A 24,552-nucleotide genomic window follows, 5' to 3' on the forward strand; every position below is an offset into this window, starting at 1 on the left:
CTAGCGTGAGAACGCACGACGACAAAAGCAGCCGCCCTGCCCTGACACGGCTATCTGCCGACTAGCGCTGAGCGCTGCAGACACACAACGAGGGGGAACTCATGTTGTTCGAAGCGATGACGGCGTTGGCCGCGGCCAGCGGCAGCGCGGTGGTGCAGGCAGCGGGCACGGATGCCTGGAACGGATTTCGGAAGCGGGTCGCGGCTCTGTTCGGCCGGGGCGACGCTCAGCGTGAGGCGGCGGAGCTGGAACGTCTGGATCACACCGCCCAGGTCCTGACCGCCGGAGGCGACGAAACTGCTGCGCAGCGGGCCCGTCAGGAGGGGGCGTGGCAGGCCCGGTTCGAGACGCTGCTGGAGGGCCTCGGCGAGACCGAGCGCGAGGAGGTGGCCGCTGAGTTGCGGTCGTTGCTGGAGTCGGTCGCGAAGGCGACGGGGGACAGCGTCAGCGGGACGGGCAAGGCCACCGCGCGGGAAGGTGGCACCGCAGTGAGCGGCATCAAACGGACGGGGGGCGCGCCGGGGGGCCCGGCACAGGCATCCCGCACCGGCGACGCCGAGGCGACGGGAGCTGGTTCCAGCGCCGTCTCCGGCATCGTCCACGACAGCTGAGCTGGGCAGAGAAGCGGAACAGCGGGGGTGTGAGGGTGGGATCGGACTTCGACGACCGCAGCCTGCAGCAGACCGGGACGCCCAGCGGTGGCGACGGGAAGCCGTCGGACGCGGCCGCGGACGCGGCAGCAGGAGACGCCGCGGCGGGCGGGGCGGCAGTACCGTCAGCCCCGCTTTCTGTCGAGGGAAGTACAGCCGGGGTGGGGCAGATCGCCTCGCATACGGGGGATGCCACGGCGGTCGGCCCGCACAGCGTTGCCGTTGCGGGTATCTACAACGCGAGGACGGAGTTGCCAGCTGAGGCTCTGCGGCCGGCGTCGGAGGTAGAGGCCCGGGACGGGCTGGACGACCTGCCGTGGCGCCCGGATCTCTTCGTCGGCCGGAATGGCGAACTCGATCGCCTCGATGCCGCACTGGCCCGCCCGGGTGTGGCGTTGGTGCAGGCCGTGCACGGGCTGGGCGGCATCGGCAAGAGCACCCTGGCCGCGCACTGGGCCACAACCCGGGACCACGGGCACCAGCCCGTGCGCTGGTTCACCGCCGACAGCCCCGCCGGCATCCAGCAGGGACTCGCCGACCTGGCCGTGGCGCTGCAGCCCGCACTGAAGGTGCTGCCCGTCGAAGCCCTGGCCGAGTACGGGCTGCAGTGGCTGGCCACGCATACCGGCTGGCTGGTTGTCCTCGACAACGTCAACGACCCCGCTCACATCAGCTCTCTGCTCGTCCGGGCGCTGGGTGGCCGTTTCCTGATCACCAGCCGGCTCGGCGACGGCTGGGGCGCCAACGTCTCGCTGGTCCGGCTCGACGTCCTGGACCCGGACGAGTCCGTGGCCCTGCTCACCTCGATCATCACCAGCACAGGTCCCCGCGATCTCGACGGCGCCGCGGAACTCTGCGCGGAACTCGGGCATCTGCCCCTGGCCGTCGAACAGGCCGCCGCCTACATCGCGCAGACCCCGTTCACCACCCCCCGCACCTACCTCCAGCTCCTCGCCGAACATCCCGCGCAGATGTATGGGCAGGCGGGCGCCCTGACGGATGCGGAACGGACCGTCGCCCGGGTCTGGAACATCACCCTCGACCACATCGCCACCCGCCAGCCCTCAGCCGTCGACCTGCTGCGCAGCCTGGCCTGGTACGCCCCCGACGCCATCCCGGCCACTTTGGCGACCCTCGGCGACGGCCAGCCCGTCCAGACGAACCAGGCACTCGGGCTGCTCACCGCCTACAGCATGATCAGCCCCGACCCCGCCACCGGCACGATCACCGTCCACCGCCTCGTCCAGGCTCTCGCCCGCACCCCCGACCCCACCGACCCACACCGCACCCCCGAACTCATCGACCAGGCCCGCGAAAACGCCGTCGCCCACCTCGCCCAGAACCTGCCAACGACTTCCCAAGACCCGCTGTCCTGGGACACCTGGCGCCAACTCCTCCCCCACATCGACGCCCACACCCGCCACACCCACGAAGACACCGACACCCCCGCCACCGCCTACATCCTTAACGAAACGGGACTGTTCCTCCGGCACCAAGGCCTCGTCCACCAGGCGATCAGCTACCTCCAACGCGCCCAGACCCACTACGAAGACGTGCTCGGTCCCGAACACCGGCACACCCTCACCGCCCGCAACAACCTCGCCAATGCCTACCAGGACATCGGCGACCACACCCGCGCCATCACCGTCCATCAACAGACCCTCGAAGACCGCACCCGGATCCTCGGCCCCGAACACCCCGACACCCTCACCAGCCGCAACAACCTCGCCAGCGCCTACCAGGCCGCCGGCGACCACACCCGCGCCCTCCCCCTCCTCGGGCACAACCTCGAAATCCGCACCCGAATCCTCGGCCCCGACCACCCGAACACCCTCATCAGTCGCAACAACCTCGCCAGCGCCTACCAGGCCGCTGGCAACCACACCCGCGCCATCACCCTCCTAAAGCAAACCCTCGAAGAGCGCACCCGGATCCTCGGCCCCGAACACCCCGACACCCTCGCCACCCGCAACAACCTCGCCAGCGCCTACCAGGCCATCGGCGACCACACCCGCGCCAGCACCCTCCTCGAGCAAACCCTCGAAGCCTTCACCCGAATCATCGGCCCCGAACACCCGAACACCCTCACCACGCGCAACAACCTTGCCTACGTCTACCAGGCCATCGGCGACCACACCCGCGCCAACACCCTCCACGAGCAGACCCTCGAAGACCGCACCCGGATCCTCGGCCCCGAACACCCCGACACCCTCGCCAGCCGCAACAACCTCGCCAGCGCCTACCAGGCCATCGGCGACCACACCCGCGCCAGCACCCTCCTCGAGCAAACCCTCGAAGCCTTCACCCGAATCCTCGGCCCCGACCACCCGAACACCCTCACCAGCCGCAACAACCTCGCGTACGCCTACCAGGCCGCCGGCGACCACACCCGGGCCAGCACCCTCCTAAAGCAGACCCTCGAAGACCGCGCCCGGATCCTCGGCCCCGAACACCCCGACACCCTCACCACCCGCAACAACCTCGCCAGCACCTACCAGGCCGCCGGCGACCACACCCGCGCCATCCCCCTCCTCGAGCAAACCCTCGAAGCCTTCACCCGAATCCTCGGCCCCGACCACCCAAACACCCTCACCACCCGCAACAACCTCGCGTACGCCTACCAGGCCGCCGGCGACCCCACCCGCGCCATCCCCCTCCATCAGCAGACCCTCGAAGACCGCACCCGGATCCTCGGCCCCGAACACCCCGACACCCTCACCAGCCGCCACAACCTCGCCAGCACCTACCAGGCCGCTGGCAACCACACCCGCGCCATCCCCCTCCTCGAGCAAACCCTCGAAGACCGCACCCGGATCCTCGGCCCCGAACACCCCGACACCCTCACCACCCGCAACAACCTCGCCAGCACCTACCAGGCCGCCGGCGACCACACCCGCGCCATCCCCCTCCTCGAGCAAACCCTCGAAGCCTTCACCCGAATCCTCGGCCCCGACCACCCAAACACCCTCACCACCCGCAACAACCTCGCGTACGCCTACCAGGCCGCCGGCGACCCCACCCGCGCCATCCCCCTCCATCAGCAGACCCTCGAAGACCGCACCCGGATCCTCGGCCCCGAACACCCCGACACCCTCACCAGCCGCCACAACCTCGCCAGCACCTACCAGGCCATCGGCGACCACACCCGCGCCAGCACCCTCCTCGAGCAGACCCTCGAAGAGCGCACCCGGATCCTCGGCCCCGAACACCCCGACACCCTCACCACCCGCAACAACCTCGCCAGCGCCTCCCAGGCCGCCGGCGACCACACCCGGGCCATCCCCCTCCTCGAGCAAACCCTCGAAGCCTTCACCCGAATCCTCGGCCCCGACCACCCGAACACCCTCACCACCCGCAACAACCTCGCCGGCGCCTACCAGGCCGCCGGCGACCACGCCCGCGCCATCCCCCTCCTAAAGCAGACCCTCGAAGACCGCACCCGGATCCTCGGCCCCGAACACCCCGACACCCTCACCAGCCGCCACAACCTCGCCCACATTCACCGCTTGGCGGGCGACTTGGACCAGGCCATCATTCTGTTTCGGCAGAATCTAACTCTGTGCGCAGGGCGGTTCGGGACCGATCATCGGCTGGCCAGAGTGATCCGGCAGGCCTACACGTTGGCGTGGCAGAAGCGGGCTGTAATCGGTGCGAAGCTGGAGTTCAGGCCGACGTCTCGAAGCTGAGGACGCCCAGCGGACCACATCGCGCACACCGTCGCCCGGCCCCTACGGTGCGATGCAGGTATCTGGACGACATCCCTCGTCCTGGTCGCTCCCGCGGCCAGCTCGCCGACGCCCCGCCGCTTGGGAGGAGCTCAACCCCTCACCTGCGGCTGGCCAAGGCCCAGGATCACCGCGTGGACAGGTGGTACTCGCCGGCGCAGAAGCCGTCCGCCAAGCGGAGCGCGGGAGTCGCGACGTCGGTGCGGATGCGCGTCGACGCCCATCTGGTGACGGCACCACTGTGGCGGTCGACCTGACGGCGGGCACGTTCGCGGTTCGGGTAGGGGCGGTGAGCCATTACCCCGCAGTCTGGCAGACCGACACGGCCCGACCTGTCGGGTTGTCAACCCGTGGGGGCTCCCCTGCCCGTCCTGGTGACGGGAGCGCGGCAGTCCCTCTCGGCACTCCCAGGGACGACAAGCCTGCCCACCAGGAACTTTCGAGCTGAGCCGACCCCTCGGACGGGCTCGGCTCGCTCATTTGAATGAACATCAGCGGAGGTCGGAATGGTGAACCGTTCCGCCGGGACAGGCGCACGTCATGAAACTTCTGCGTAGACAGCGGCCCAACACCGGTGCGGTCACGCTGCTCGCTGCCGTCGTCCCGACCGTCCTGGCCGCATCACTGATCGGATTCGCACCCGCCCATGCCGCGACCACTGCGGGCGCCTCCACCGCGCACCGGGACCAGATCGCCTGCCCGCGCGGCTTCGTCTGCATCTACCCCGAGATCAACTTCAACGGCCAGCCCTACGTGAAACGCACCGTCGACGGTTCCGTACGGCACCTGCCGGACTACATCCGCGGCAACGGCAGCTCCGTCATCAACAACAGCAGCCGCACCGCCCGCGTCTACCAGAAGGACAACTACTTCGGCCGGCACGTCTGCGTCGGACGAGAAGGCGGAACCATCAGCGACCTGCGCTCCTACCAGCTCAACGACACCACCCACAGCCTGCGCAACAACGACACACCCTGCGGCGCCTGACCGCCTCAAGGCACTGACGCCGCGACAGATCATGGCGCATCGGCGCGCGTGAGCCGGTACGGCAGGCGGGGCCGCCCCACAACGTGGGGCGGCCCCGCCTTGGGCGCCGGCTCACCGGCCGGCGTCACCTACCGCCACTGTAGGGGGGTCAGTGGCGGTACCCGCCGCGGTGGTCACCGCCGTGGCGGTGGTCGCCTCCACGGTGGTCGTGGTGCCGGCCCCAGGAGACCTCGTCGACGAACCGGTCCCGGTCGTTGCGCAGGGTCGCGGTGTCGGAGTAGTTGTCCCACACGTAGTTCCGCCGGTCCTGGAAGACGTCGGTGCGGCTGTCACGGCCGATACCGGTGTGGACGCGGACGGTGGAGCGCCCGTCCAGTCGGAAGTGGTCGAAGGTGTAGCTGTGGCCGTCCTCGTCCTCGAGGGTCCAGCCGTCCAGGTTCACCACCCGGCGCGTGGAGTTGGTGATCTCCACCCACTCCCTGTTCAGCGACCGGTTCGAGCGGTCGTCGCGGCCCGGGGAGTCGTACTGCACCTCCGAGATGAACACCGCGGCGCGGGCGCGGCCCGGGTGGTGGTCGGCCGCCGAAGCCGGCAGCGCCACCGCACCCACAGCGGCGGCCGCGACAGCGGCGACAGCGGTCATACGACGAACAGAAGAAACGGACACCAGGGTCCCCCTTCAGTGCGCACACCCCAGCCCGGCCCGGGCACCAGAAACCGCAGGCCAGGAGGGTGCGTTGTGCTGGTGTGCAACCGGTCGGCCGCACACCCACACCCTGCAACCCCCACCCCCACGATGTGAGGGAAATGCGCACGTGATTACAGATTCACCAGATATCCGTGACACTCGCGTGTAACAACCATCTATGCGACAGATATCCCAGATTGACGACACATCAGGTGCAGTCGACGCGAGATCATGGGCCTGGGGCGGCAAGCCGCCAGGACGCGCCACCCCGCCACCGCAGACGCGTTCACCCGAAAGTGAGTAACAGGCCTCAGTGTCTTGCAGCCGACGCAGCCTCACCCGCCGGTCCCGGCCAAGCTCCGCAAAAGGCTCTTCGCGATCGTCGGCGGCGGGCATGCTGCGCGGGTGGAGGAGTTCGAGTTCGACTGCTGGCAATGCTGGGAGACCAACTACATCCGAGGGCGTCCCAAGGGTTTCTGGTCCACCACCCATTACGAACTGCCCGGGGAGTGGACGTGCTGGTCGTGCGGCGCTCTGAACACCACCCCGGACGACTAACCGTCGTCGGCGCGCTAGCCCTGCTCGGCGCGGAGTGCCTGAAGGGTTCTCTCGCAGGCACGGGCGATGTGCTCGCGAAATGGAGCGACCCGGGGATTGGTCACTTCGCGGCGTAGGACGGCGAGGGCCTCGATCCATTCGATGGCGTCCTCGGGCAGCGTGTAGGGCTCGCCGCTCAGGCGTCGTGCCGGCTGCGCTCGGGACGGGGCGGATCCGGGGTCGGGACGCGTGACGGTACGGACCACCGTCTCGGTGCGCTCCACCACTTCTCGCACCGGCTCGCGACTGCGGCCGCCCTCGCTCACCGGACGGTCGGCGCGGGCCTCGGCCGAGCGGACCTCCCATGCCCGGCGCCGGTGCACCGGGGAGCAGTATCGCGGCGGCCGGCCTCGGCCGCTGTAGGCGACCGGCTCGCCGCACCACTCGCACGAGCGCTCCAGCAGCTGCTCGCGCACGGTCGTCGTCTCGTGACTCTCACCCAGTACCGCCGTGTCGGGTGTGCGGTCATCCGGGGATCCTGGGCTTACTTTCGTCACAAACGAAATTGTGATGTCTCATTCGCCATGGTCAGGGGCGGGTGCAGGCGATTCCGTGCGGGGTGCCAGCAAGGTGTGGTGGAAAGCTTGTTGCATGACGTGGTCCCTGCCCGAGCCAATGCTGACCGTGGCCGTGGACAGTCCGGAGCTGCCCGCGGGGTGGGCGGCGGAGCCGAAGTGGGATGGGTTCCGCGCGGGCGTCTCCGTCGATGCGGGCACCGTAGTGCTCCGCTCCCGGCGCGGCGCCCAGATGGGGCCGGCGTTCCCGGAGATCGTGGCGGGCACGAGCCAGCTGCCGGATCAGACGGCTCTGGACGGTGAGCTGATCGTGTGGGACTGGGAGCAGGGCCGGCTTTCCTTCGAGCAGCTGCAGAACCGGCTGCACCGCCGCGGAGCCGCGGCCGTCCGGGCGGCCGACCGGTGGCCGGCCCAGTTCGTGGCCTTCGATCTGCTGCGCATGTCCGGGACCGACACCACCGCTTGGCCCTACATCCGGCGCCGGGCCGCGCTCGAGGAGTTGTTCACCACGCGAGGGCTGCTGGCGCCGTGGGCGCTGTGCCCGTCGACCACCGAGCCCGCTCTGGTTCGCGAGTGGCTCACGTGGGGATCGGTCCGCATCGAGGGCGTCGTCTTCAAACGGCTCGACAGCCCATACCGGCCGGCGGCCAGGAGCTGGCGCAAGTACAAGACGAGAGAGACGACAGAGGCCGCCGTCGGCGCCGTCACCGGCCCGCTCACCGCCCCGAGCACGCTCCTGCTCGGCCGCTACGACACCGCCGGCCACCTGCAGTACGTGGGCCGCACCACCACCCTCGCCCGGACCACCGCCAGTGCCGCCGCCGCTCTCCTCACCCCGGCCAGCAACGGCCACCCGTGGGCGGGCTGGACGTTCTCTGCGGGGTGGGGCAGCCGCCAGCTGCTGGACGTCACATTGGTGAGGCCCGACCTGGTGGTCGAGGTCGGTGTCGACGTCGCCCGCGACGCGGGCGGCCGGTGGCGGCACCCCGCCCGCTTCCACCGCACCCGTCCCGACCTTCAACCGGGCGACATCGAACGCTTGTCCTCACCGCTCGACTGATACAGCCCACTCGGGTACGACGCGCCAGTGCGTGCGCGGTGCGACGAGCACCGCAGGAACATTTTTTTGGGGACGTGGTGATACAGGCGCTTCCAGGCGACTGAGGGGTGTTGTCCAGTCGGAAAGCAACCCCTGGAGAACCAGATGCCCGAAGAGATGCACGGCGAGTACCCGGCATCCTCCGAGCCGTCCATGCAGGTGTCGTCCGGTACGGCCGACGACAGTGCATCGGACGCTCGGTCGTCGGCCGCGACGCCTCGCATCCTCTCGACCGAAGCGCATGAGCAGTTGGTGCGCGCTATGGAGCAGAAGGAGATGCACGTATCGCGGATGGCCCGGAAGGCCGGCCATGCGAACGCGGAGGACATGTGGCAGCGGGTCATCATCGCGTACCACGCACGGATCTTGAACCACGGACCGGTCGACCACCTGGACTCGTACCTCAACCGCTGTGTGACCAACGAGTTGTCCAAGCTGAGGACCTCGATCGACGTGTTGATCGGCGACCAGGCCCTCGATCTGACCCAGGCCGATGACCCTCAGGTCGCGAACGTCCTCTACTACAACCACGACCTGATCGAGGCCGTACGCGGGATCAGGGAGTCCGGCGTGCTGAACAAGCGCGAACTGGACGTGTGGGTGCTGGGTCAGATCCTGGGCGAGGACAACAAGGTCACCGCGGAATGGCTCGACCCGCCCAGCACCAAGGCGCGGGTCGCAACGATCAAGTGGAGGGCCCTGCAGAAGCTCAATAGGGCGTGGAGTGCGGGCAAGTTCAAGCACCTGGGGTTCGAGCCACCACGGAACCCACAGGACTGACGCGGTAGAGCGCGCCGCTCCGGTACGAGACGGTCACGCCGCATTCGTACCGGGGCGGGGCGAGCTAGCTCGCCCGGCTCCGGTTTCTGCTGCAACAGAAACCGGAGCCAAGGCTGGCCTGACTGTCAGGACTTCTAGGAGATGAAGTCGAGGCCAGCCGCTCACTGGAGGAGCGATCGTGCGGAACACTTTTCTTAAGGTACTCGCGGCGTTGTCCGCCGTCTGGGCGTGGATCATGGAGGCTCTCACGCCCAAGTCGGCTGTCAGGCTGCCAAAGCTGGTCCTTGCGCCGGAGATCGGGGAGCCCGTTGTTACAGACCTGCCGGAGCAGGTGGCTCGGAGGTAACGACGACCTGCAATCAGGTTGGGGGCCCCACGTGATCGGGGGCCCCTTCCGCGTCTGAAAGCGGGTACAGGGGCCAGCGGGCCGGTGACCAGCCGGAGCCACCGCAGCGCCCCCGCTGACGAGGACGACATGAACGGCTTGATCTCCGACCTTCTGACGATGGGCGTACCGCTGAAGGTCGTCATACCGCTGATCGGGGTCAGCGCGCTGATCCTGCTCATCCGCACCGGCGCCAACGCGGCCGCCACCGTGATCAAGGCGATGCACCCTGGAGACTCCGCCGACGCCGTGCAGATGCACGCCGCCCGGCTCACGCACCGCCGGTGGAAGGCACAGCGTCGCGACTGGAATCGGCGTGCTCGTGCCGCACGCCGGGCCTGCATGCGCGCCGGTCTCCGCGCGTGGTACGCCCGCCACCGCAAATCCCGCTACGACTCCAGCCCCATCACGCTGCCCCGGCTCGTCCTGCCTCCCGAGGAGCTTCGCCCGGAACTGCCCTCCGCACCGTCTCGGGACACCGACCACAGAACGGCGCTTGCCTCATAGCGGGCACCTTCAAATCCGAGGGCTCTCACCAGACACCCTTCCGTCCACGAGTGGGACGCATGGTCACGGCACCAGCAGGGGCGTTGGCAGCGCGCAGCGCGAGGGGAGATGTACTGGGCGGATTACCGCCGAGCTGACGACCGGTGAAACAAAACAGACCCGCCGCTCCTGGTTGCAAGAAGCGGCGGGTCTGCTCTGACGCAGGCGATGCATCCGCTCTGGGGGACCCACTCGATCTCGCGGATGCTGGTGATGCCTACGGGATCCGGCCAGGTGCTTACCGGGTAAGCACCCAGGGCTCAGTCGAGGAGCAGCTCGACTAGGCCTTCGATCTGCTTCGGCGTGAGGCGGCGCTTGAGATCCGCGGCGAGAGCCGCCAGATCGTCGTCCAGGCGCTGCTCGTCGGAAACGGTGGCGAGTTCGCCGTCCGGGCTTTGGGGGGCGATCGTCGCAGGAGTGCTTACCGGGTAAGCACCCTTCGGCTTCCGGCTGGACGCGGCTTTCTGCTTGGCCCGCTGTGCCAGGGCCTCGTCCGCAGCGCTCTGCTGCTGCTGTTCGGGCAGCTGGCCGACGGTACGGGCGACCTTGACCGGGAGCGCCTTGTCTTCCAGTGCCTGCTTGAGTTCGGGCGTGAGTTTCAGCAGGGCGAGACGCTGGGTGACCCAGCCACTGGATTTACCGAGTGCGCGGGCTACTGCGCGCTGCGAGCCGTGGACCTGGACAAGCTGTTCGAGGGCCTTGGCCTCGTCGAGTGGCTCCAGGTCTTCGTGCTGGACAGCTGCGATGAGGGCGGTCTCCAGCAGCGTGTCGGCATCCTGGGCGAGCGCGTCATCGACATGGACGGGGACATCGTCGAGGCCGGCGAGCTTGGCGCCCGCGAGGCGGCGGTTACCGTCGACGACGACGTACTCGGCCGACGCGAGGTCCTGTGCGTGATCGGGGTGCGCGGCGAGGAACGCCTCGCGGGTGACGATCGTGAGGGGCTGGATGATGCCCTTGCTGGTGAGGCTGTCCGCCATTTCCTCTATGGCAGCGAGAGTGGCGCGGGGGTTGTAGGGGTTCGGTGCCAACTTGTCGACGGGGACCCGCAGGGAGCTGTGCGAGACGGCCGGGGCCGTCGAGGTCTGTCCGGCGAAGGCGGCGAAGCTGGCGGCGCGGCTGCTCATCGGCTGGGCGACGGCGTCGAATGTGGCGGATCCGCCGAGGGCCTCGGACTTCTTCATGACAGCCTCCGGGCGATCTCACGCATGTGGTGGGCCTGGTCGGATTCGGGGGCGTAGGCGAGCAGTGCGCGCTGGAGCCGTACGGCTTCGCGCTGCTCCTTCAGGTCGCCGATGACCGCAAGGACGGGTGGAGAGCCGAGGCTCTTCCACTTGTCGAGCGATGAGGTGGCGATGAAGCCGCGCCGCGAGTCGTACTTGTTGACCACGAGTCCGAGCTGGTCGACGTTGATCTCGTAGTCGCCGGCCAGCGAGTCGACCTGGTTGATGAGCATGCCGTAGGCCTGCGCGGAGGTGTCTTCGGCTTCGACGGGGATCACCAGGCCGGACGAGCCGGGCTTCTCTCCGTCGCGCCGGCGTCCGTAGAAGATGGCGGCGTCCATGGCCAGCCCGAGACTGGGGGGCGAGTCGATAACGATGACGTCGAAGTGCTCTTCCAGCGGGGCCAGGGCCCGTTCGAGTGCGGCGTGCCGGGGTCCGCGGAACATGGTGAGGCCGGAGTCCAGCAGGAAGGCATCGAATGCTGCGGGCAGGATCCGCAGCCGGTCGCCGAAGCGGGCTTCGTCTATGACGACGGTGAGGTCCAGCAGGGGAGTGCGGGCCTGCTCCCTGTTGAGCATGTGGGTGATGAGGCTCTCGGCGCCTGCCGGGATGGCTTTGAGCCCCAGTTGGTGGGAGAGGTGTCCTTGGGGGTCGTAGTCGACCATGAGGACGCGGAGCCCGAGACCGGCTGCGGCGGTGGCGAGTGCCGTGGTCTTGCCGGCCTTGTCCTGCGGTTCCTGGCGGGCTTCGGCCAAGGCCTGGGCGAGGCCTGCGGTCACAGCGGTCTTGCCGACGCCGCCTTTCTGGTTGCAGACGATGATGCGGCGCGTGGGGGCGGTCTCGTCGTCTGCGGGGTTCTGCTCGAGCCACAGGGCCACGGACTGCGCGAGGCCCTGGATGTAGGAGACGCCGCGGGTGGCGCAGTCCTGCTTGAAGTCGTCGTACAGGCCTTCGGGCAGCCAGGTTCCAAAGGACTCGGCTCCCGCGGTGTCGATCGCAGGGAGTGCTTCGGGGTGGGCGCGCCAGGCGTGGATGCCGTCGGTGACGGCGTCTTGAACGTCGGTGCTGAGCTGTGCTGCCCGGACTTTGAGGGCTTGCCGGAGGGGAGCGGGCAGCTTGGATACGAGCTTCTCGCGCTCACCTCCTGTTGTAGGAGATGCCATGCGCGGCAGCATACTGCCGCGCATGGCCGGTCATCGACTGAAGGGCGGCAATTTTCACCCAGATTGACGTTAGCTCCTGCCGGTTGGTGGTGCTTACCGGGTAAGCACCACCAACCGGCGTGGTGACTGGTCCAGTGGCGGACGTATCGCCATGCCCGTAGGAGCCAGCAGACCCGACTACGGGTTGGGGTGTGCTGCAAGCCAGTCCTGCAGTTCTCGATGGCGGAACTGGTACGCCACGCCGGAGATCCGCAGTAGGCCCGCCCCGTAGGCCCAATTCAGGAAAGGTCCCAAGCGCCACGGCAGCTGTCTCCGGGAGCAGCAGAGGAAGACCAAGTACCGCCGTCCAACGTCCTCCGTTCCCAGGTAAAACCCGGATACGAGTCCGGCCCCCACGCCATTAAGGACGCCGAGGGCGGGCCCCATCATGAACCCGAACGCAAGCCAACTCCCGAGGCCGGTCACGGAAGCGGTCACCAGCGCGACGATCAAGGTGTCTCGGAGCGGATACCGAGGATCTGTCGGCGGAGCATCACGAAGAGGCGCTGTCAGCCCTTGCAGGAATCCGACCGTCAGCCCGGAACCGAGTCCGATCACGGACCCGACCACGAGACCAGCTCGGAGACCGTCCACGAGACCGACCAGCAGGCCGAATACGACGCCAACCATGAGGCCACCCAAAAACTGGAGGGCGATCGCCGGGGCAATCTGACGACGGCCTGCTGGAGTTCGGAGAAGGTGAACCTGGAGAGTCTCGGGATCTCCGACGGGGCGGCTGGCATGCCAGACGAGACCAACAGCTACGAGTGCCCCGAGTGTCCCTCCAGCCAATTGGGAGGTCGACAGGCCTATGGGCACCTGGGTCAACCACAGGGCGTAAAAGACTGCGGCTGCAAACGCAGCTATAAGGGCATCAGCAGTACGGACCCGCCGGGGGCCAGCCATGGGCCACAGACGGTGCAACACCAGGTCGGTACCGCTTCCGGTGGCTGCGGGGGTTGTCGCAAGGTGGGCGGCGAGTGCTGCGAGCCAGCGGTGCGTGCGGTCGGGTCGGTAGCCACGGGGGTGTGTGGGGTGTTGGCTGCTGGCTGCGGACAGGTAGAGAGCCAGGAGGTGGTCGCGGACCGCGCTGGGAGAGGCCATGGCGATCAGGTCCGCGGGATCACGGAGGTAGGCGAGGGTCTCGGGATGGCGCTCTTCGTAGGCGGTCACGGCCAAGTTGAGCCGCCATGGCGTGTCAAGGGCTCGAGCCAGGGTGCCGCCGGGCACGGTGGCAAGCGTGTCGAGAACCAACCTCCAGCGGTCGGGCCGGACGCTGCGTGCGGTCAGATACGCATCGGCCTGGGTGGGCGTTACGGCGGTGATCTCGATCCGAGCAGCCTCCCTCATTCGCACATCGAGGGCGGTCAGTTGCTCGTACTGAGCAGTGCGGCAGGTGAGGATGACGGGGGCGCTGCCAGTTGGGTCCTGATAGGTGTTGAGCTGCTGCAGAGCCCGGGCAGCGCGGCGGCGGGCGGCCGGGGTGTCATCGGTGTCCATCTCGTCCAAGCCGTCGAGGACTGGCAAGATGCGGCGCTGCTCGACCAGTACTGCCGCATCGGCGGCGGTAACACCGCGGTCTCGGTAGTGCTGGTGGACCTTTTCGGTCAGCCACTCCGTGAGAGGGCGGTCAGACTCCCACCCAGCGAGGGAAAGGCGGATCGGTATGGGATCGGCCGGGGTGCGGTTGGGGTGACTCAGCAGGCCGAGCAGGAGGTCCAGGGCTAGCAGGGTTTTACCGGCACCTGGTTCCCCGGTGATCACGAGGCGGGCTGGCCGCAGACTCTTGTAGTAGCTCACGATGTCGGTGAAGCGGCCATAAGGAGCGCCACCGGTGGCGTTGTTGGCGGGTTCGGCGCGAAGGTTGAAGGCCAAGTCAATCCGGTGGGCGCCAGGGCCTAGTAGTTGCGCGCGTTGAAGTGTTTCTGCTGCGGCGACCGAGTTGGCCAGCATGGTTGCCTTCGCCTCGAGGTCGGCCGCGGCCTCTTCGCGGTCTTCTCGGTAGGCAGCCCAAGCTAGATAGGCGGCCGGCATGGTGGGGGCAAGGGCAACCAGCGTGGCGGACAGCCGGGCAACCTGGAAATGCTTGGCCAACCACAGTGCCACCGTGGCGGCCAGCACCTGCAGAAGGAGATAAGTGGTGGCTGCCCGACGGTTCCGCCGCGATCGTTCCATGGCAGGCATGTTTCCCAACACAGCAGGTTGGGCGGGCCATTCGCCGTCTTCGCTGCCGGACTGTGACAGTGCTGTAGGTACCCACATGCCAAATGTGGGGGTGACCGGTGATGCCAGGTACGAGGCAAGAGGTCCGGAGCTGTCAGAGACAGCGTGCATCGGCAAGGCGGGCAGCCTCACCCACCATGAGGATCGGGGTGCGCCCGGAGCCGTGTGCGTCGTTGAAGGCGGGCACGGACGGGACATGATCGCCGAAGCGGCGGCGGATGGAGTCCAGGACGACGGTCGTCGCGTCGGCTTCGAGGGCGCGGTCGCCGCCGGCTTCGGCTCGGATCGCGCCGAGTATGCAGACGCGTCCTTCGTCGTCGGTGAGGGCGCCCGCGCACCAGCCGGCGCTCCGCATGCGGTGCTGGGCGCGCTCGAGGAGGGCCGCTACGGGCGTGGTGTAGGCGGCGGGCGGCGGTGGTGCGGGTGCGTCGGGGACGATGATGATGTCGGCCAGGTCGACGGGGTCGAGGGCGAGGTGGGCGGTGTTCACCTCGTGGGCGATGGCCGCCGCTTCCAGGCGCAGGGTCATGTCGGCTTCTCTGGCGGCGAGGCGTGCTTCCAGCGTGAGCGGCTGACCGGCCGGGGCGGTGGTCTGCTGTGGCTGGGCGGTGCGGAGGGCGGCGGCCACCTTGTGTCTCCTGGGGTCGGTCAGTGGAGCGAGGCGAGGCGGGCGACGGCGGTGAGGGCGCTGGTGATGATGGGGGCGAGGCCGGTGGAGGCGAGGCAGAAGCCGAAGGCGATGCAGGCCGCGGCCGAGCCGAGTCGTACGTAGCCCTGCCGGATCAGCACGATGACGATGCCGAGGAGCAGCGCGGCGGCGGAGACGGAGACGATCACTGGGGTCCTTTCGGGGCGGGGGATGCGTGTGGCCCCCGGCTGGAGTGCCGGGGGCCACGTGGCGGTGATGGGGGTCAGTCGGTGTCCAGGCCGGGGGTGAGGGTGGCCGGGGTCGGGGCGGGGGCGTAGAGGCCGTGGTCGACCTGGGTGAGCTTGCCGGTGGCGAGGAGGTCGCTGAGGGCGTTGCGGACGGTGCCGGGCGTTGCGTCGACGGCTGCTCGGATCTCTTTGGCGGTCATCTCGCGGGTGACGACGGCCAGGATCTGGTCCTTGACAGTCGTTTTCTTGGGCTTGGTGTGCACCGGCGGCTGGGTGAACGTGGCGATGCTCTCGGCGGGGCTGCTGGGGGCCGGGATGGGGGCCGGGCTGCCGTCGGTGTCGGACGGGGGTGGCGTGGTCCAGTCGTGCCACAGGCCGAGCGCGGTCAGGGCGTCGATCTCGCGGTCGGTGAGGGTGTTGATGGCGCCGCTGGCCGGGAAGATCTCGCCGAGGCCGTCGGGGGAGCCGTCCTTGGGGAGGTGGACGTGCAGGCAGCGCATCATGGTGGCGTCGGAGCCGGTCACGGTGTGGCCGACGCCCTGGGTCGGGTCGCCGGGCACGGTGCTGGCGGTGCCGTTCATGCGGTCCAGCAGAGTCATGGAGGCGTTGAACCGGTCGGGGATCTCGGCGAGTTCGGCGTCTCCGGCGAGGCCGCCGGTGGCTTGCCGGGCGGCGATGCCGCCGGAGATCCGCAGGACGACGCCGATGCCGCCTTGGACCTGTTCGCGCAGGCTGGCGTTGCCTCCGAGCTTGGTGAGGTTCAGGGACTGGCCGGCGAAGACGATGCCGATGCCGAACTTGCGGCCCTCGCGGGCGAGGATGTCCGTCCACTCTGCGATGTCGTCGCCGAAGAGGGGGTCGTTGACGAGGCTGTTGAACTCGTCCAGGACCAGGACCAGGCCGGGGTAGGGGGAGTGGGCGGAGAAGTCGTGCCCGGCCTCGGTGTTCATCTCGCCGCGGATGTCCATGAGCGCGAGGGCGGTCTTGAGCATCCACCAGGTGAAGAGCGCGCCGGATCCCTGCCGGTCGACGTGCCGGCCGACGGCGGACATCTGCGCGTCGGGGCGGGCGGAGGTCACCCAGTTCGCCAGGCCCGCCAGGGCCCAGGCCGCGCACATCAGGGCGAGCGTGACGGTCTTGCCTGAGCCGGTCACGCCGACGAGGAAGCCGTGCAGGGTGCCGGCGGCGGACTGCATGCTCACCTTGGCGTCGCTACCGTCGTGGGCGGTGCCGATGGTGTAGCGGCCGTAGGCGTCGAGGGTGAGCAGGTCGCGGGTGGCGCGGCGGGAGGCCTTCAGCGGGGCGGACTCGTACAGGGTGACGAGGACTTCCCGGCCGCGTGATTCGGCGACCAGGCGGAGCTCTTCGGGCTCGACGCCGAACGCGGAGCAGAGCTGGCCGTGGGAGACGCGGGCGACCTCGCCCGGCTCGACGGCCGCGAGGATCATGCCGCGCGCCGGGAGGTCCCCCTGGGCGGGGTACTGGCGTACTTCGACGATGTGACTGCCGGGGATCGCGCCGCCGGGCCGGGCGACCTTCTGCGCCCAGACGTCTTCGATGCTCTGCCCGTGGCTTCGGCGGGTGGAGGTGACGGTCAGGCGCATGCGGCCGGGGCCGGTGTGGGGGATGTCGGTGACGGTGACGCTGTCGGTGGGCACGCCGAACGCGGCGGCCGCGGTGACGGGGTCGATGCGGGGCACGGGCTTGCCGACGGGGGCGACGATGTCGGCGGTGAAGTCGGGGTGGGCGGGGGAGATCAGCTGCTCGATGTTCTCCAGCCACGTTCCGGGGGCGACTTCGGCGTCGTCCCACAGGCGCATGACCAGGCCGGTGAACCCGGCCGGGTAGGCGGCGGGGGTGTCGTTGGGCGGGGTCCAGGTGGAGCGGGTGATGGGCAGGGCTGCGGTCATCAGGCCGCCCCAGCCCAGGGCGAGGGCGGTCTCCCACCAGGGCCGGCCGGGTACGGCGGCGCAGGCGGCGTAGACGGCGCCCGCGGTGACGGGGCCGAGGAGGCGCTGGGCGGACTTGATGGTGCGGGCGAAGTCGCGGGTCTTGGTCTTGCGGTAGAGCCACCACAGGCTGCCGCCGCTGATCGCGGCTGCTGCGGCGTGCGCGGCCGGCAGGTCCATGGAGGGCACGACGGCGAGGGCGGCGGCGGATGCTCCGTAGGCGGCCATCTCGACTTTCGCCCGGGTGGGCATCCTGCGCATCACAGCGGATCAGTCCCTTTCGCGTTCGGAGGGGGGCGCCAGTTGCCCGCGGGGCGCGGGGCCCCGGGTACGGGGCGGTGGGTGGTCGGGGAAATGCCGTGGGGCCGCGTCCGGTGGTCCGGGCGCGGCCCCACGAGCGGGGTTCGGTGGGGTCAGGGCAGCTGGTAGAAGCCGGGGCGGGCCTGGCGGGCCTTGGATGCGGTGGCGGCGTCGTGGATGGCGCCGTACTCGGCCCGGTGCTCGGCCTTGAGGTTTCCGGCGGCCTGGTGGACGCCGTCGACCGCGCCCATCAGGTTCTTGCAGCCGCCGACCACGCGCCCGAACGCGCCGGCGACGTCGGTGACGGCGGCGACGTGTGCGGGGTCGACCTCGGCGGCCGCCGACAGTTCGGCGACGCGGACGGCGGTGGCTGCGTTGGCCCGCATGCGCTGCGCGATGAGTTCCGCGTGTTCGAGCAGGTGCGCTGCCGTGGTCTGCAGGGCGGTGAACTTCGTGGCGAGGCCCATGTAGCCGTTGGCGTCGCCGTCGTCGCCGACGGGTGCAATCTGCCCCATGCGCGTGCTCCCTCTTGTTGTCGGTGTGGGGGTCAGTTCTCGTTGTGGATGCGGGCGGAGGGAGCGGCGAGACCGGCGTCGGCGTTCGCGGCCTGGGTGGGCCGGTAGTCGCGGGCCATGTCCGCTTCCTCCGCCTCGGCGAGCTCTGCTGCCTCGAGGGCGTCGCGGGCCATCTGGTCGGCTGCCTTGATCAGTTGTCCGACCTGTTCCATGAGCACGGTGACGGCCCGGGTGGTGCGCTGGCCGCGGACGTTGTGGGTGTGGGCCAGGTCGTGGGCCATCGTCTCCAGGTCGCCCAGCAGACGGCGCGCCTGGAGGGAGAGCACGGTGCAGTCGTCGTGTGTCTCCATCCCGGAGGTGGTCAGTTCGGTCAGCGTCTTGAGCGCCTGGTCGAGGGTGATGTCGGTGGCGTGCCGGGCGGCCATGCCGTGGGTGGCGGGCACGGACGCTGTGACGGGCGTGGGGGTGCTGGCAGTTCGGGCGGGGGCAGGGGGCACGGCGATCGGTTCCTTTCGGCGGGTGGTGCCGGGGCGCGGCCCGGCCGGGCGCTGCGGCGCGCGTGGGAGGGCCGGCTGGCTCTGCTGCGGGAGTGGCTGCGGGGCTCGGCCGGATGCGTCGGGCTCCCACCGGGGGCGGTGTGAGCGGGCGGGGCCGGCCTGTTCCACGGTGATCGTCACGGCCGGTCCGGAGTCGGCGTCGAACGGTGAGTCCCGAGGGGTGTAGGTCCCGGCTCCCGGCCCGGTGCCAGGCCCAGGGCCGGGTCCGGGTCCGGGTCCGGGCCCGGGTCCGGGTCCCGGTCCGGGAGTGGAGGTCTTGCCCGAGGGGCCGGACGGCTTCGTACGGCGGGTGCGGTCGCTCGACGAGCGGGGGCGGGGGCCGCCGGTGTCCTTCCAGCGCTCACGACGCTTTTCCCACCGGCCGGACACCGTTTCCCACAGCGCCTGGGAGAGACCGACGCGCTCGTGCGGAGCCTTCCAGCCGTCGTTGACGCGGGCGGGGCCGCCGGTCCCGCCGCTGCCCTTGGCCGAACCGCCAGCGGAGCCGCGGGAGCGGGGAGCCTTCCACTGGTCCCGTTTGCGGTCGCCGAGCTTGTCCCAGAACGTCGGCGGCGTCTTGGAATTCTTGACCGCGTCACGGACTGCGGCGCCCGTGCCCGAGCTCTTCGTCTTGGTGGAGCCGGTGCCGTTGCTCTTCTTGCCCTTGCCCCACCAGTCGGCCGCGACCTGACGCGGCGAGCGCCGTCCTGAGTCACCACCGCTGGAAGAACCGCGGCCGCCGCGGCCGCCGGCGCTGTCCGCGCCGCTTCCCCGGCCGACGCCACGACCCGAGCGGCTGCCGGGGTTCCCGCCCTGCCGCCGGACTTGCCGGAGCCGGCACGGCCGGTGCCGGTCCCCGTGCCGCTGCCGGTGGGGCCGCTGTTCCGCCCGTGTGCGCTGCCGTTGCCGGGCCGCCCGGCGGAGCCGCCACCGCGGCCGGTACCGGGGGAACCCGCGCCCGTGCTGCCGGTGTTGGTTCGGGACGGTTCGCGGCGGCCCGCGGGGACGCTGTGCGGGCCGGTGCGCCCCGTTCGCGTGCTGGCCGGACCGATGCCGGCCGCGCCGCGTCCTGCGCCGCCTGCGCCGCGTCCAGCTGTGCTGGTGCCGCGTCCCAGGGTGCTGCGCCCGTAGTCGTGGCTGGACTGCGGGACGCCGCCCCGGCGGGCCTTCGCGCGGGCGGCGTCGGCTTCCGCGCCGTGCCGGTTGGCATCGGCGTTCGCCTTGGCCGCGAGCAGTTCGATCTCCCGCTGGTGCGCGGCCGCCTCCGCCCGGCGGGGTCCGGACTCCTTGATCCAGGTGTGCAGGCCCTCGAACGCGGCGAGCGCGATGGCGAGGATGGCGGCCAGGGAGAGCGCGCCCGCGCGCGGCGGGCCGGCGTCAGGGGCGGCCGCGGGGTCTAAGCCGTCGCTGCGCAGCGCGGCCGGAACGGCCGGCGGCGGGGGCGGCGGATGCGGGACGTCGGGGGCGTCGAAAGCGGAGATTCGAACATGCCCGGTGTCCGCTGCGGGCGGCGGGACGGCCGCGCCGAGGCTGGGCGGCGACGGCACGGGCGGGGGCGGAGGCGAGCCGATCCGGGGCAGATGGCGCACGTTGTCGGGGCGGTCATCGTCCGACATGCGCCCTCCTCTCGTGGTGACTGCCGGTGAGGGGAGGAGGCCGTCTCGCACGCGTACGCGTACGCGTGGTTGGGACCCCCGTCAACCCCCATTTCGGCGGTGATGATGATGACGATGACGATTACTGGCAGTGATCCCGGTAGAGGCGTTCCAGCTCCGCGGAGAGCGCGTTGAAGGTGGTGTGGTCGCCGGTGACGCGGACCTTCTGGATCGCCGAGACCTTCAGCAGATCGAGCCAGGCCCGGAAGAATTCCTCCGGGCCTCGCTCGCCTGCCGCGCGGGCCTGTTCGAATCGGGCGTTCCAGTGGGCGGCCTTCTTCGGGGACATCGCAGCGGGCATCAGGCGCCTCGCCGACGACCGTTGGAGGGGCCGAGGAAGTCACCCAGCAGCTTGGTCTGGCCGGCCGCGCCATCGTCCGAGTCGGAGTCGGCCGGGGCGATGTGGCGCAGCGTCTGCTGGGCGCTGTTGTGCGCAGCGGCGTGCAGCTGCTGCTTGCGCCGGGCCTTCTCCAGGGCCTTGTCCTGCCGGCGCTTGGCGACGACTTCCGGCTGGGTCTCTTCGTAGGCGGCGACGGTGCCGTTGATGGCCTTGGCGGCCTTGCGCATGGCCCGGGCGGCGTCCCGCAGCGGCTTGACCCGCTTACGGGCGCGGGCCCCGGCCGAGAGGCCCCAGGGCAGGTCGCCGTCCAGGCGGCGGGCCTTCAGGTCGGCCTGGATGGCATCGGCGAGGGCGTCGTAGGTCTGGGCGTCGTTCAGCAGGGAGCCGCGGTGCTGGGCCTGCCAGCCTTCCCGCTGGCCGGGCAGCGCGAGCGCCTGCACGCCCGTGGTCACACGCGATGCGATGTCCTTGCTCATCAGGGGCTTCTCCTTACAGGGGCGGGTGTCTGCTGTACTGGTGGGGCTGTCGACTTGCTTCCGGCAGTCGCAGCCGAAGGCCAGCCCAATTCGAGTGGGCTGGCCTTCACTGGTGTGTGCCGGACGGGCGTCAGGGCCGGTAGCCGCCGGTGAGCAGGGCGGCGGCTTCCTGCCGGTACTCGGACGCGGTGGCGGGACTGACCTGCAGGGCGTCCTGAATGGCCGCCAGCGGCACGCAGCGGGCCACCTCCCGCTGGACGGCGTCCGGTTCACCGACCGGGACGACGTGGTTGGCGAGAGCCAGCCGTGCGACCTTGCGCACGGCGCGTTCGCGGGGGCTCAGCCGTGCATGGTCCTCGGCTTCGACCGCGCGCCGCTCGGCTTCGGCGGCGGCGAGCCGCGTTTCGGCAGCGGCCAGTTCGGTGTCGGCCTCATGCTTGCGGGCGTCCTGGATCCGGGCGGCGGCGAGCGCCTGGCGCTCCGCCTCCTGGGTCGCGAGCCGGTCCGCTTCGGCCGCGCGGCGCCGCGTTTCGGCAGCGGCCTGCTCCATTTCGGCGGCGGCCCGGTCGGCTTCGGCAGCGCGCCTACGCGCTTCGGCGACGGTGGCCGTCTCGATCGCCCGTGCCTCTGCTGCGGCGGCTTGGTCGGCCTCGGCCGCCTCCTTCCGCTTCTGGGCTGCCAGGTGCTCCAGCTCGGCCGCGCGCGCCTCGGCGGCGGCCTGTGCTTCCCGTTCCTGGGCCGTCTTGCGCTGGGCCTCGGCCTCGCGGGCGCGGGCCTCGGCGATCACCGCGGTCTCCAGCGCCGCCTCCTCGAGCGCAGCGGCCCGCTCAGCGGCACTGACCTGGGCCCGGGCGTGCGCGCGGGCCTGGCCGGTCTGGCCGTCGACCTCGGCGCGCACCGCTTCGACCTTGCCCTTGGCACGCAGGCGCTCGGCTTCGGATGCGGCCTTGGCGATCTCGCTGCGGGTCTCCGCGTCCAGGCGGCGGCGCTCGGCCTCCTCCGCGCGTTCCTGGGCTGCCTGTTCCTGTTCCTCGGGCATGGCCAGGGCCTGGTCGACGGTGTAGCCGTAGGGGGCCATCTTCATCGGCAGCAGTTCGTCCTCGCTGGCCTGGGAGATGTCGCCGCGGTGCTTGCGCTTGAGCCACTGCTCGTAGGCGATGAGCTGCTGGTCGCGGCGGATCATCTCCGGGTAGGAAGTGACGCCCCACAGCCGCATCCGGCGGAAGATCCGGGCGGTTGCGACCGGGGCGAGGACCCACCGCAGCCACGGGATCGAGTCTCGTTCTTCCCGGTCGGGCCGGACGACACGGTCGATGGCGGTGCGGCCGAGTTCGACGACCGTGATGAAGAGGACCGGCACGACGCCGTGGGCGCCGGCGGCGACGTAGTCGAGGAGCTTCCAGGCCCCGGCGGGGGCCCCGGACGCGGCGTTGAGGACGACGGTGGCGGCCGTCAGCAGCCACACCGGGTAGCGGATCCAGCTGATGGGGCGCTTGAGCCAGGCCATCAGCAGGTCGACCGCGATCATCACCATGATGCCGACGTCGACGCCAACCGCGAACAGCTGGCCCTTGCCCAGTGAGCCGAACCGCAGCTGCTGGTAGGCGAAGTCCGCGACGTGCTCGAAGGAGAGGTACAGGCCGATGCCCGCGAGGGCGAGCGCGGCGACGACGATCGCTGCGGCCGTCCACTTCTGGGTGCCGGTCAACCCCGCCGGGGACACGTCCGTTCCGGTTCCGTTTTCCGTCTCCGAAACGGACTCCGCTGCGCCCGAAACAGAGCCGGGTGTTCCCGAAACGGCGACGGGCGGGGACGAAGTGCGGGTCTCGTACGCGGCGGGCCGCGGCAGGTCGGTGATGCTCACCGGGTGGTCTCCTCAAGGCGTGGTCGACGTGGGGTCGAAACGGCGGGGGCTGCTCCCGAAACGCGAGCGGCTGTCCCCGAAACAGCGGTGCGTGGGCCCGAAACTCAGTCCGCGACGGCCGGTCGGTGCGGGGCGATGACCTGCCCGTCGGGGAGCAGTTCGCCGGTGTCCTCGAAGAGCAGGACGCCGTTGCAGAGCAGGCTCCAGCCCTGCTCCGGGTGGGCGGCCACCACGCGGGCGGCCTTGGCGTCCGCGCTCTGCGCGGACGGGCAGGCCGGGGTGTGCAAGCACAGGGAGCGGGGCTGACGGGTGGGCTGCAGCAGGGCCGGGGTACGCATGAATGCCTCCAAGGGGCGCGGGGTGTGGACGGTGCTTCTGCTGGCCGCCGCCTCGCCGCCGCAAGCTGCGCCGGCCAGGCGGCGGCGGTCGGGCTACTTGGGCTTGCGTTCGCCGAGATTGATGCGAACGCGGGACTTCTCGCTGGCGGGCCGCTGTTCGGCTCCCCTGGACCGCGCCCGGCCCCACCGCGTTGAGGTGAACGGCGGGACCGGGCGGGTCAGGCAACCGACAGAGGTGGCGATGTCGGTCGTCAGCGCTTGCTGCGCTGGCGGGTGAGGTAGGCGTCTTGCAGCCGGGTGAAGGACTCACGCAGCCTTTGGCCGTCCTGACAGTTGGGGGTGTCGCGGGTGCAGCCCTGGCAGGCATCGGCGTGCGCCTGATAGGCGAGGTGCGCTGCTTGGTAGCGCCGGTGAAGGTCGTCAGGCACGGGCCTGTCTTTCTCGCTGGTGCCGACGGGCGGGGTGGAGGTCGGTGACGCGGTGCCCGGCATCCCATGCGGCCGCGGCCGCCAGCGCGGCGGCCGCCAGCAGCAGGCGGGCCAGGGGATGCGCGGGGCCGACCGCGGACGCGGCTCGTGCGGCGCGGTGCTGCGCCGCACGAGCCGCGTCTATGAGCGCCGAAGTCACTTCGGGCGCTTCTCCGACTGGTCGTTGACCTCGCGCACCTTGCGCGACAGCTCGGCGCGCTCTTCGTCGTCCAGGGCCGGGTCGGGGATGGGGTTACGCATCAGGCCACCGCCCGTCCGACCGTCTGGGCGCGGCCCTGGCCGCAGCGGCACTGCCAGAATCCGCACAGGCCGCAGGCGTCCTGCTCGTCCTCGGTCAACGCGGCGAGACGGGCGCGCATCTCCGCGAGCGTGCGCGGCGCCCGCCGCTCGGCGGGGATCGCCGCGTCCTGGGCGCGAACCACGGCCAGGAGGTGCGCGCCGAGGGCGGCACCCGGCTCGGCGTCGTGGCTCGAGCGGGCCGGGCGGGGGGTGCGGTGGGAGTTGATGGCGGTCAGGACCCGGGTGAACGAGTCGTTGCCGGACTGTGGTGCCCGCTGCATCGGGCGTGTGATCATCGTCGTGTTCAAGAGAGTGC

General features: G+C 70.3%; 25 protein-coding genes. 8 read left to right on the forward strand and 17 right to left on the reverse strand.

Going from position 1 to position 24,552, the window contains the following annotated elements; genetic code table 11:
* The first annotated feature begins 101 nt into the window (after positions 1-101).
* From N8I86_RS38715 to N8I86_RS38730, 4 genes are all read left to right on the forward strand, one after another.
* Complete coding sequence (locus tag N8I86_RS38715; protein ID WP_263280333.1) at positions 102-611, forward strand: hypothetical protein; 510 nt, start codon at positions 102-104, stop codon at positions 609-611.
* 290 nt (positions 612-901) lie between these two features.
* Complete coding sequence (locus N8I86_RS38720; RefSeq protein ID WP_263280334.1) at positions 902-4,336, forward strand: tetratricopeptide repeat protein; 3,435 nt, start codon at positions 902-904, stop codon at positions 4,334-4,336.
* A gap of 173 nt (positions 4,337-4,509) precedes the next feature.
* Positions 4,510-4,632: a hypothetical protein gene (locus N8I86_RS38725; RefSeq protein WP_263280335.1), complete on the forward strand. Its 123-nt coding sequence runs from the start codon at positions 4,510-4,512 to the stop codon at positions 4,630-4,632.
* A gap of 283 nt (positions 4,633-4,915) precedes the next feature.
* On the forward strand, positions 4,916-5,362 hold the full coding sequence (locus N8I86_RS38730; protein WP_263280336.1) for a peptidase inhibitor family I36 protein: 447 nt from the start codon (positions 4,916-4,918) through the stop codon (positions 5,360-5,362).
* 148 nt (positions 5,363-5,510) lie between these two features.
* Here the strand turns inward: N8I86_RS38730 and N8I86_RS38735 are convergent, their stop codons facing one another.
* Positions 5,511-6,005 carry a lamin tail domain-containing protein gene (locus N8I86_RS38735; protein WP_263280337.1) on the reverse strand — a complete coding sequence of 165 codons (495 nt, stop codon included), beginning with the start codon at positions 6,003-6,005 and terminating at the stop codon, positions 5,511-5,513.
* Positions 6,006-6,455: 450 nt separating this feature from the next.
* On the opposite strand from N8I86_RS38735, the gene N8I86_RS38740 reads away from it, so the two are divergent.
* Positions 6,456-6,608: a hypothetical protein gene (locus N8I86_RS38740; protein ID WP_263280338.1), complete on the forward strand. Its 153-nt coding sequence runs from the start codon at positions 6,456-6,458 to the stop codon at positions 6,606-6,608.
* A gap of 14 nt (positions 6,609-6,622) precedes the next feature.
* On the opposite strand, the gene N8I86_RS38745 is transcribed toward N8I86_RS38740, so the two are convergent.
* Positions 6,623-7,144, reverse strand: coding sequence for a hypothetical protein (locus N8I86_RS38745; RefSeq protein WP_263280339.1), 522 nt, complete (start codon positions 7,142-7,144; stop codon positions 6,623-6,625).
* Between the two features lie 118 nt (positions 7,145-7,262).
* On the opposite strand from N8I86_RS38745, the gene N8I86_RS38750 reads away from it, so the two are divergent.
* The 3 genes from N8I86_RS38750 (at position 7,263) to N8I86_RS38760 (ending at position 9,933) form a co-directional block, all read left to right on the forward strand.
* On the forward strand, positions 7,263-8,222 hold the full coding sequence (locus N8I86_RS38750; RefSeq protein WP_263280340.1) for an ATP-dependent DNA ligase: 960 nt from the start codon (positions 7,263-7,265) through the stop codon (positions 8,220-8,222).
* A gap of 144 nt (positions 8,223-8,366) precedes the next feature.
* Positions 8,367-9,041, forward strand: coding sequence for a sigma-70 RNA polymerase sigma factor region 4 domain-containing protein (locus N8I86_RS38755; RefSeq protein ID WP_263280341.1), 675 nt, complete (start codon positions 8,367-8,369; stop codon positions 9,039-9,041).
* Between the two features lie 475 nt (positions 9,042-9,516).
* Positions 9,517-9,933 carry a hypothetical protein gene (locus N8I86_RS38760; RefSeq protein WP_263280342.1) on the forward strand — a complete coding sequence of 139 codons (417 nt, stop codon included), beginning with the start codon at positions 9,517-9,519 and terminating at the stop codon, positions 9,931-9,933.
* Positions 9,934-10,232: 299 nt separating this feature from the next.
* Here the strand turns inward: N8I86_RS38760 and N8I86_RS38765 are convergent, their stop codons facing one another.
* The 15 genes from N8I86_RS38765 to N8I86_RS38835 form a co-directional block, all read right to left on the reverse strand.
* Positions 10,233-11,156, reverse strand: coding sequence for a ParB/RepB/Spo0J family partition protein (locus N8I86_RS38765; protein WP_263280343.1), 924 nt, complete (start codon positions 11,154-11,156; stop codon positions 10,233-10,235).
* Positions 11,153-12,358, reverse strand: coding sequence for a ParA family protein (locus N8I86_RS38770; RefSeq protein WP_263280344.1), 1,206 nt, complete (start codon positions 12,356-12,358; stop codon positions 11,153-11,155). The genes N8I86_RS38765 and N8I86_RS38770 overlap by 4 nt, the downstream gene beginning before the upstream one ends.
* Before the next feature lie 177 nt (positions 12,359-12,535).
* The gene (locus tag N8I86_RS38775) at positions 12,536-14,572 is read right to left on the reverse strand and encodes an NACHT domain-containing protein (protein ID WP_263280345.1); all 2,037 of its coding nucleotides are present in this window, start codon (positions 14,570-14,572) and stop codon (positions 12,536-12,538) included.
* Between the two features lie 142 nt (positions 14,573-14,714).
* Positions 14,715-15,248, reverse strand: a complete 534-nt coding sequence (locus tag N8I86_RS38780; RefSeq protein WP_263280346.1) for a DUF6197 family protein — start codon at positions 15,246-15,248, stop codon at positions 14,715-14,717.
* Positions 15,249-15,268: 20 nt separating this feature from the next.
* Positions 15,269-15,457, reverse strand: coding sequence for a hypothetical protein (locus N8I86_RS38785; RefSeq protein WP_263280347.1), 189 nt, complete (start codon positions 15,455-15,457; stop codon positions 15,269-15,271).
* A gap of 74 nt (positions 15,458-15,531) precedes the next feature.
* Complete coding sequence (locus N8I86_RS38790; RefSeq protein WP_263280348.1) at positions 15,532-17,697, reverse strand: hypothetical protein; 2,166 nt, start codon at positions 17,695-17,697, stop codon at positions 15,532-15,534.
* Positions 17,698-17,858: 161 nt separating this feature from the next.
* On the reverse strand, positions 17,859-18,260 hold the full coding sequence (locus N8I86_RS38795; RefSeq protein ID WP_263280349.1) for a hypothetical protein: 402 nt from the start codon (positions 18,258-18,260) through the stop codon (positions 17,859-17,861).
* A 32-nt stretch (positions 18,261-18,292) separates the two neighbouring features.
* On the reverse strand, positions 18,293-18,703 hold the full coding sequence (locus N8I86_RS38800) for a hypothetical protein (RefSeq protein ID WP_263280350.1): 411 nt from the start codon (positions 18,701-18,703) through the stop codon (positions 18,293-18,295).
* A 1,830-nt stretch (positions 18,704-20,533) separates the two neighbouring features.
* Positions 20,534-20,752 (reverse strand): hypothetical protein, encoded by a 219-nt coding sequence (locus tag N8I86_RS38805; RefSeq protein ID WP_263280351.1) that lies wholly within the window; start codon positions 20,750-20,752, stop codon positions 20,534-20,536.
* Positions 20,752-21,267 (reverse strand): hypothetical protein, encoded by a 516-nt coding sequence (locus tag N8I86_RS38810; protein ID WP_263280352.1) that lies wholly within the window; start codon positions 21,265-21,267, stop codon positions 20,752-20,754. The genes N8I86_RS38805 and N8I86_RS38810 overlap by 1 nt, the downstream gene beginning before the upstream one ends.
* A gap of 130 nt (positions 21,268-21,397) precedes the next feature.
* Positions 21,398-22,975 (reverse strand): DUF2637 domain-containing protein, encoded by a 1,578-nt coding sequence (locus tag N8I86_RS38815; RefSeq protein WP_263280353.1) that lies wholly within the window; start codon positions 22,973-22,975, stop codon positions 21,398-21,400.
* 260 nt (positions 22,976-23,235) lie between these two features.
* Positions 23,236-23,424 (reverse strand): DUF5999 family protein, encoded by a 189-nt coding sequence (locus N8I86_RS38820; RefSeq protein WP_317633659.1) that lies wholly within the window; start codon positions 23,422-23,424, stop codon positions 23,236-23,238.
* 296 nt (positions 23,425-23,720) lie between these two features.
* On the reverse strand, positions 23,721-23,897 hold the full coding sequence (locus tag N8I86_RS38825; protein ID WP_198960541.1) for a hypothetical protein: 177 nt from the start codon (positions 23,895-23,897) through the stop codon (positions 23,721-23,723).
* Positions 23,890-24,096, reverse strand: coding sequence for a hypothetical protein (locus N8I86_RS38830; RefSeq protein WP_263280355.1), 207 nt, complete (start codon positions 24,094-24,096; stop codon positions 23,890-23,892). The genes N8I86_RS38825 and N8I86_RS38830 overlap by 8 nt, the downstream gene beginning before the upstream one ends.
* Positions 24,097-24,196: 100 nt before the next feature.
* Positions 24,197-24,517: a hypothetical protein gene (locus N8I86_RS38835; RefSeq protein WP_263280356.1), complete on the reverse strand. Its 321-nt coding sequence runs from the start codon at positions 24,515-24,517 to the stop codon at positions 24,197-24,199.
* Positions 24,518-24,552: the final 35 nt, after the last annotated feature.

This window comes from Streptomyces albidicamelliae (assembly GCF_025642175.1).
Classification (GTDB): Bacteria; Actinomycetota; Actinomycetes; order Streptomycetales; family Streptomycetaceae; genus Streptomyces; species Streptomyces albidocamelliae.

Bases quoted from the DNA above. Each gene is read 5' to 3' on its own strand.
- N8I86_RS38735 (WP_263280337.1), bottom strand. From the start codon at position 6,005: ATGACCGCTGTCGCCGCTGTCGCGGCCGCCGCTGTGGGTGCGGTGGCG.
- N8I86_RS38750 (WP_263280340.1), top strand. From the start codon at position 7,263: ATGCTGACCGTGGCCGTGGACAGTCCGGAGCTGCCCGCGGGGTGGGCG.
- N8I86_RS38805 (WP_263280351.1), bottom strand. From the start codon at position 20,752: ATGCCCGCTGCGATGTCCCCGAAGAAGGCCGCCCACTGGAACGCCCGA.
- N8I86_RS38715 (WP_263280333.1), top strand. From the start codon at position 102: ATGTTGTTCGAAGCGATGACGGCGTTGGCCGCGGCCAGCGGCAGCGCG.
- N8I86_RS38790 (WP_263280348.1), bottom strand. From the start codon at position 17,697: ATGCCCACCCGGGCGAAAGTCGAGATGGCCGCCTACGGAGCATCCGCC.
- N8I86_RS38765 (WP_263280343.1), bottom strand. From the start codon at position 11,156: ATGAAGAAGTCCGAGGCCCTCGGCGGATCCGCCACATTCGACGCCGTC.
- N8I86_RS38760 (WP_263280342.1), top strand. From the start codon at position 9,517: ATGAACGGCTTGATCTCCGACCTTCTGACGATGGGCGTACCGCTGAAG.
- N8I86_RS38775 (WP_263280345.1), bottom strand. From the start codon at position 14,572: ATGGAACGATCGCGGCGGAACCGTCGGGCAGCCACCACTTATCTCCTT.
- N8I86_RS38810 (WP_263280352.1), bottom strand. From the start codon at position 21,267: ATGAGCAAGGACATCGCATCGCGTGTGACCACGGGCGTGCAGGCGCTC.
- N8I86_RS38755 (WP_263280341.1), top strand. From the start codon at position 8,367: ATGCCCGAAGAGATGCACGGCGAGTACCCGGCATCCTCCGAGCCGTCC.
- N8I86_RS38795 (WP_263280349.1), bottom strand. From the start codon at position 18,260: ATGGGGCAGATTGCACCCGTCGGCGACGACGGCGACGCCAACGGCTAC.
- N8I86_RS38770 (WP_263280344.1), bottom strand. From the start codon at position 12,358: ATGGCATCTCCTACAACAGGAGGTGAGCGCGAGAAGCTCGTATCCAAG.
- N8I86_RS38835 (WP_263280356.1), bottom strand. From the start codon at position 24,517: ATGCAGCGGGCACCACAGTCCGGCAACGACTCGTTCACCCGGGTCCTG.
- N8I86_RS38730 (WP_263280336.1), top strand. From the start codon at position 4,916: ATGAAACTTCTGCGTAGACAGCGGCCCAACACCGGTGCGGTCACGCTG.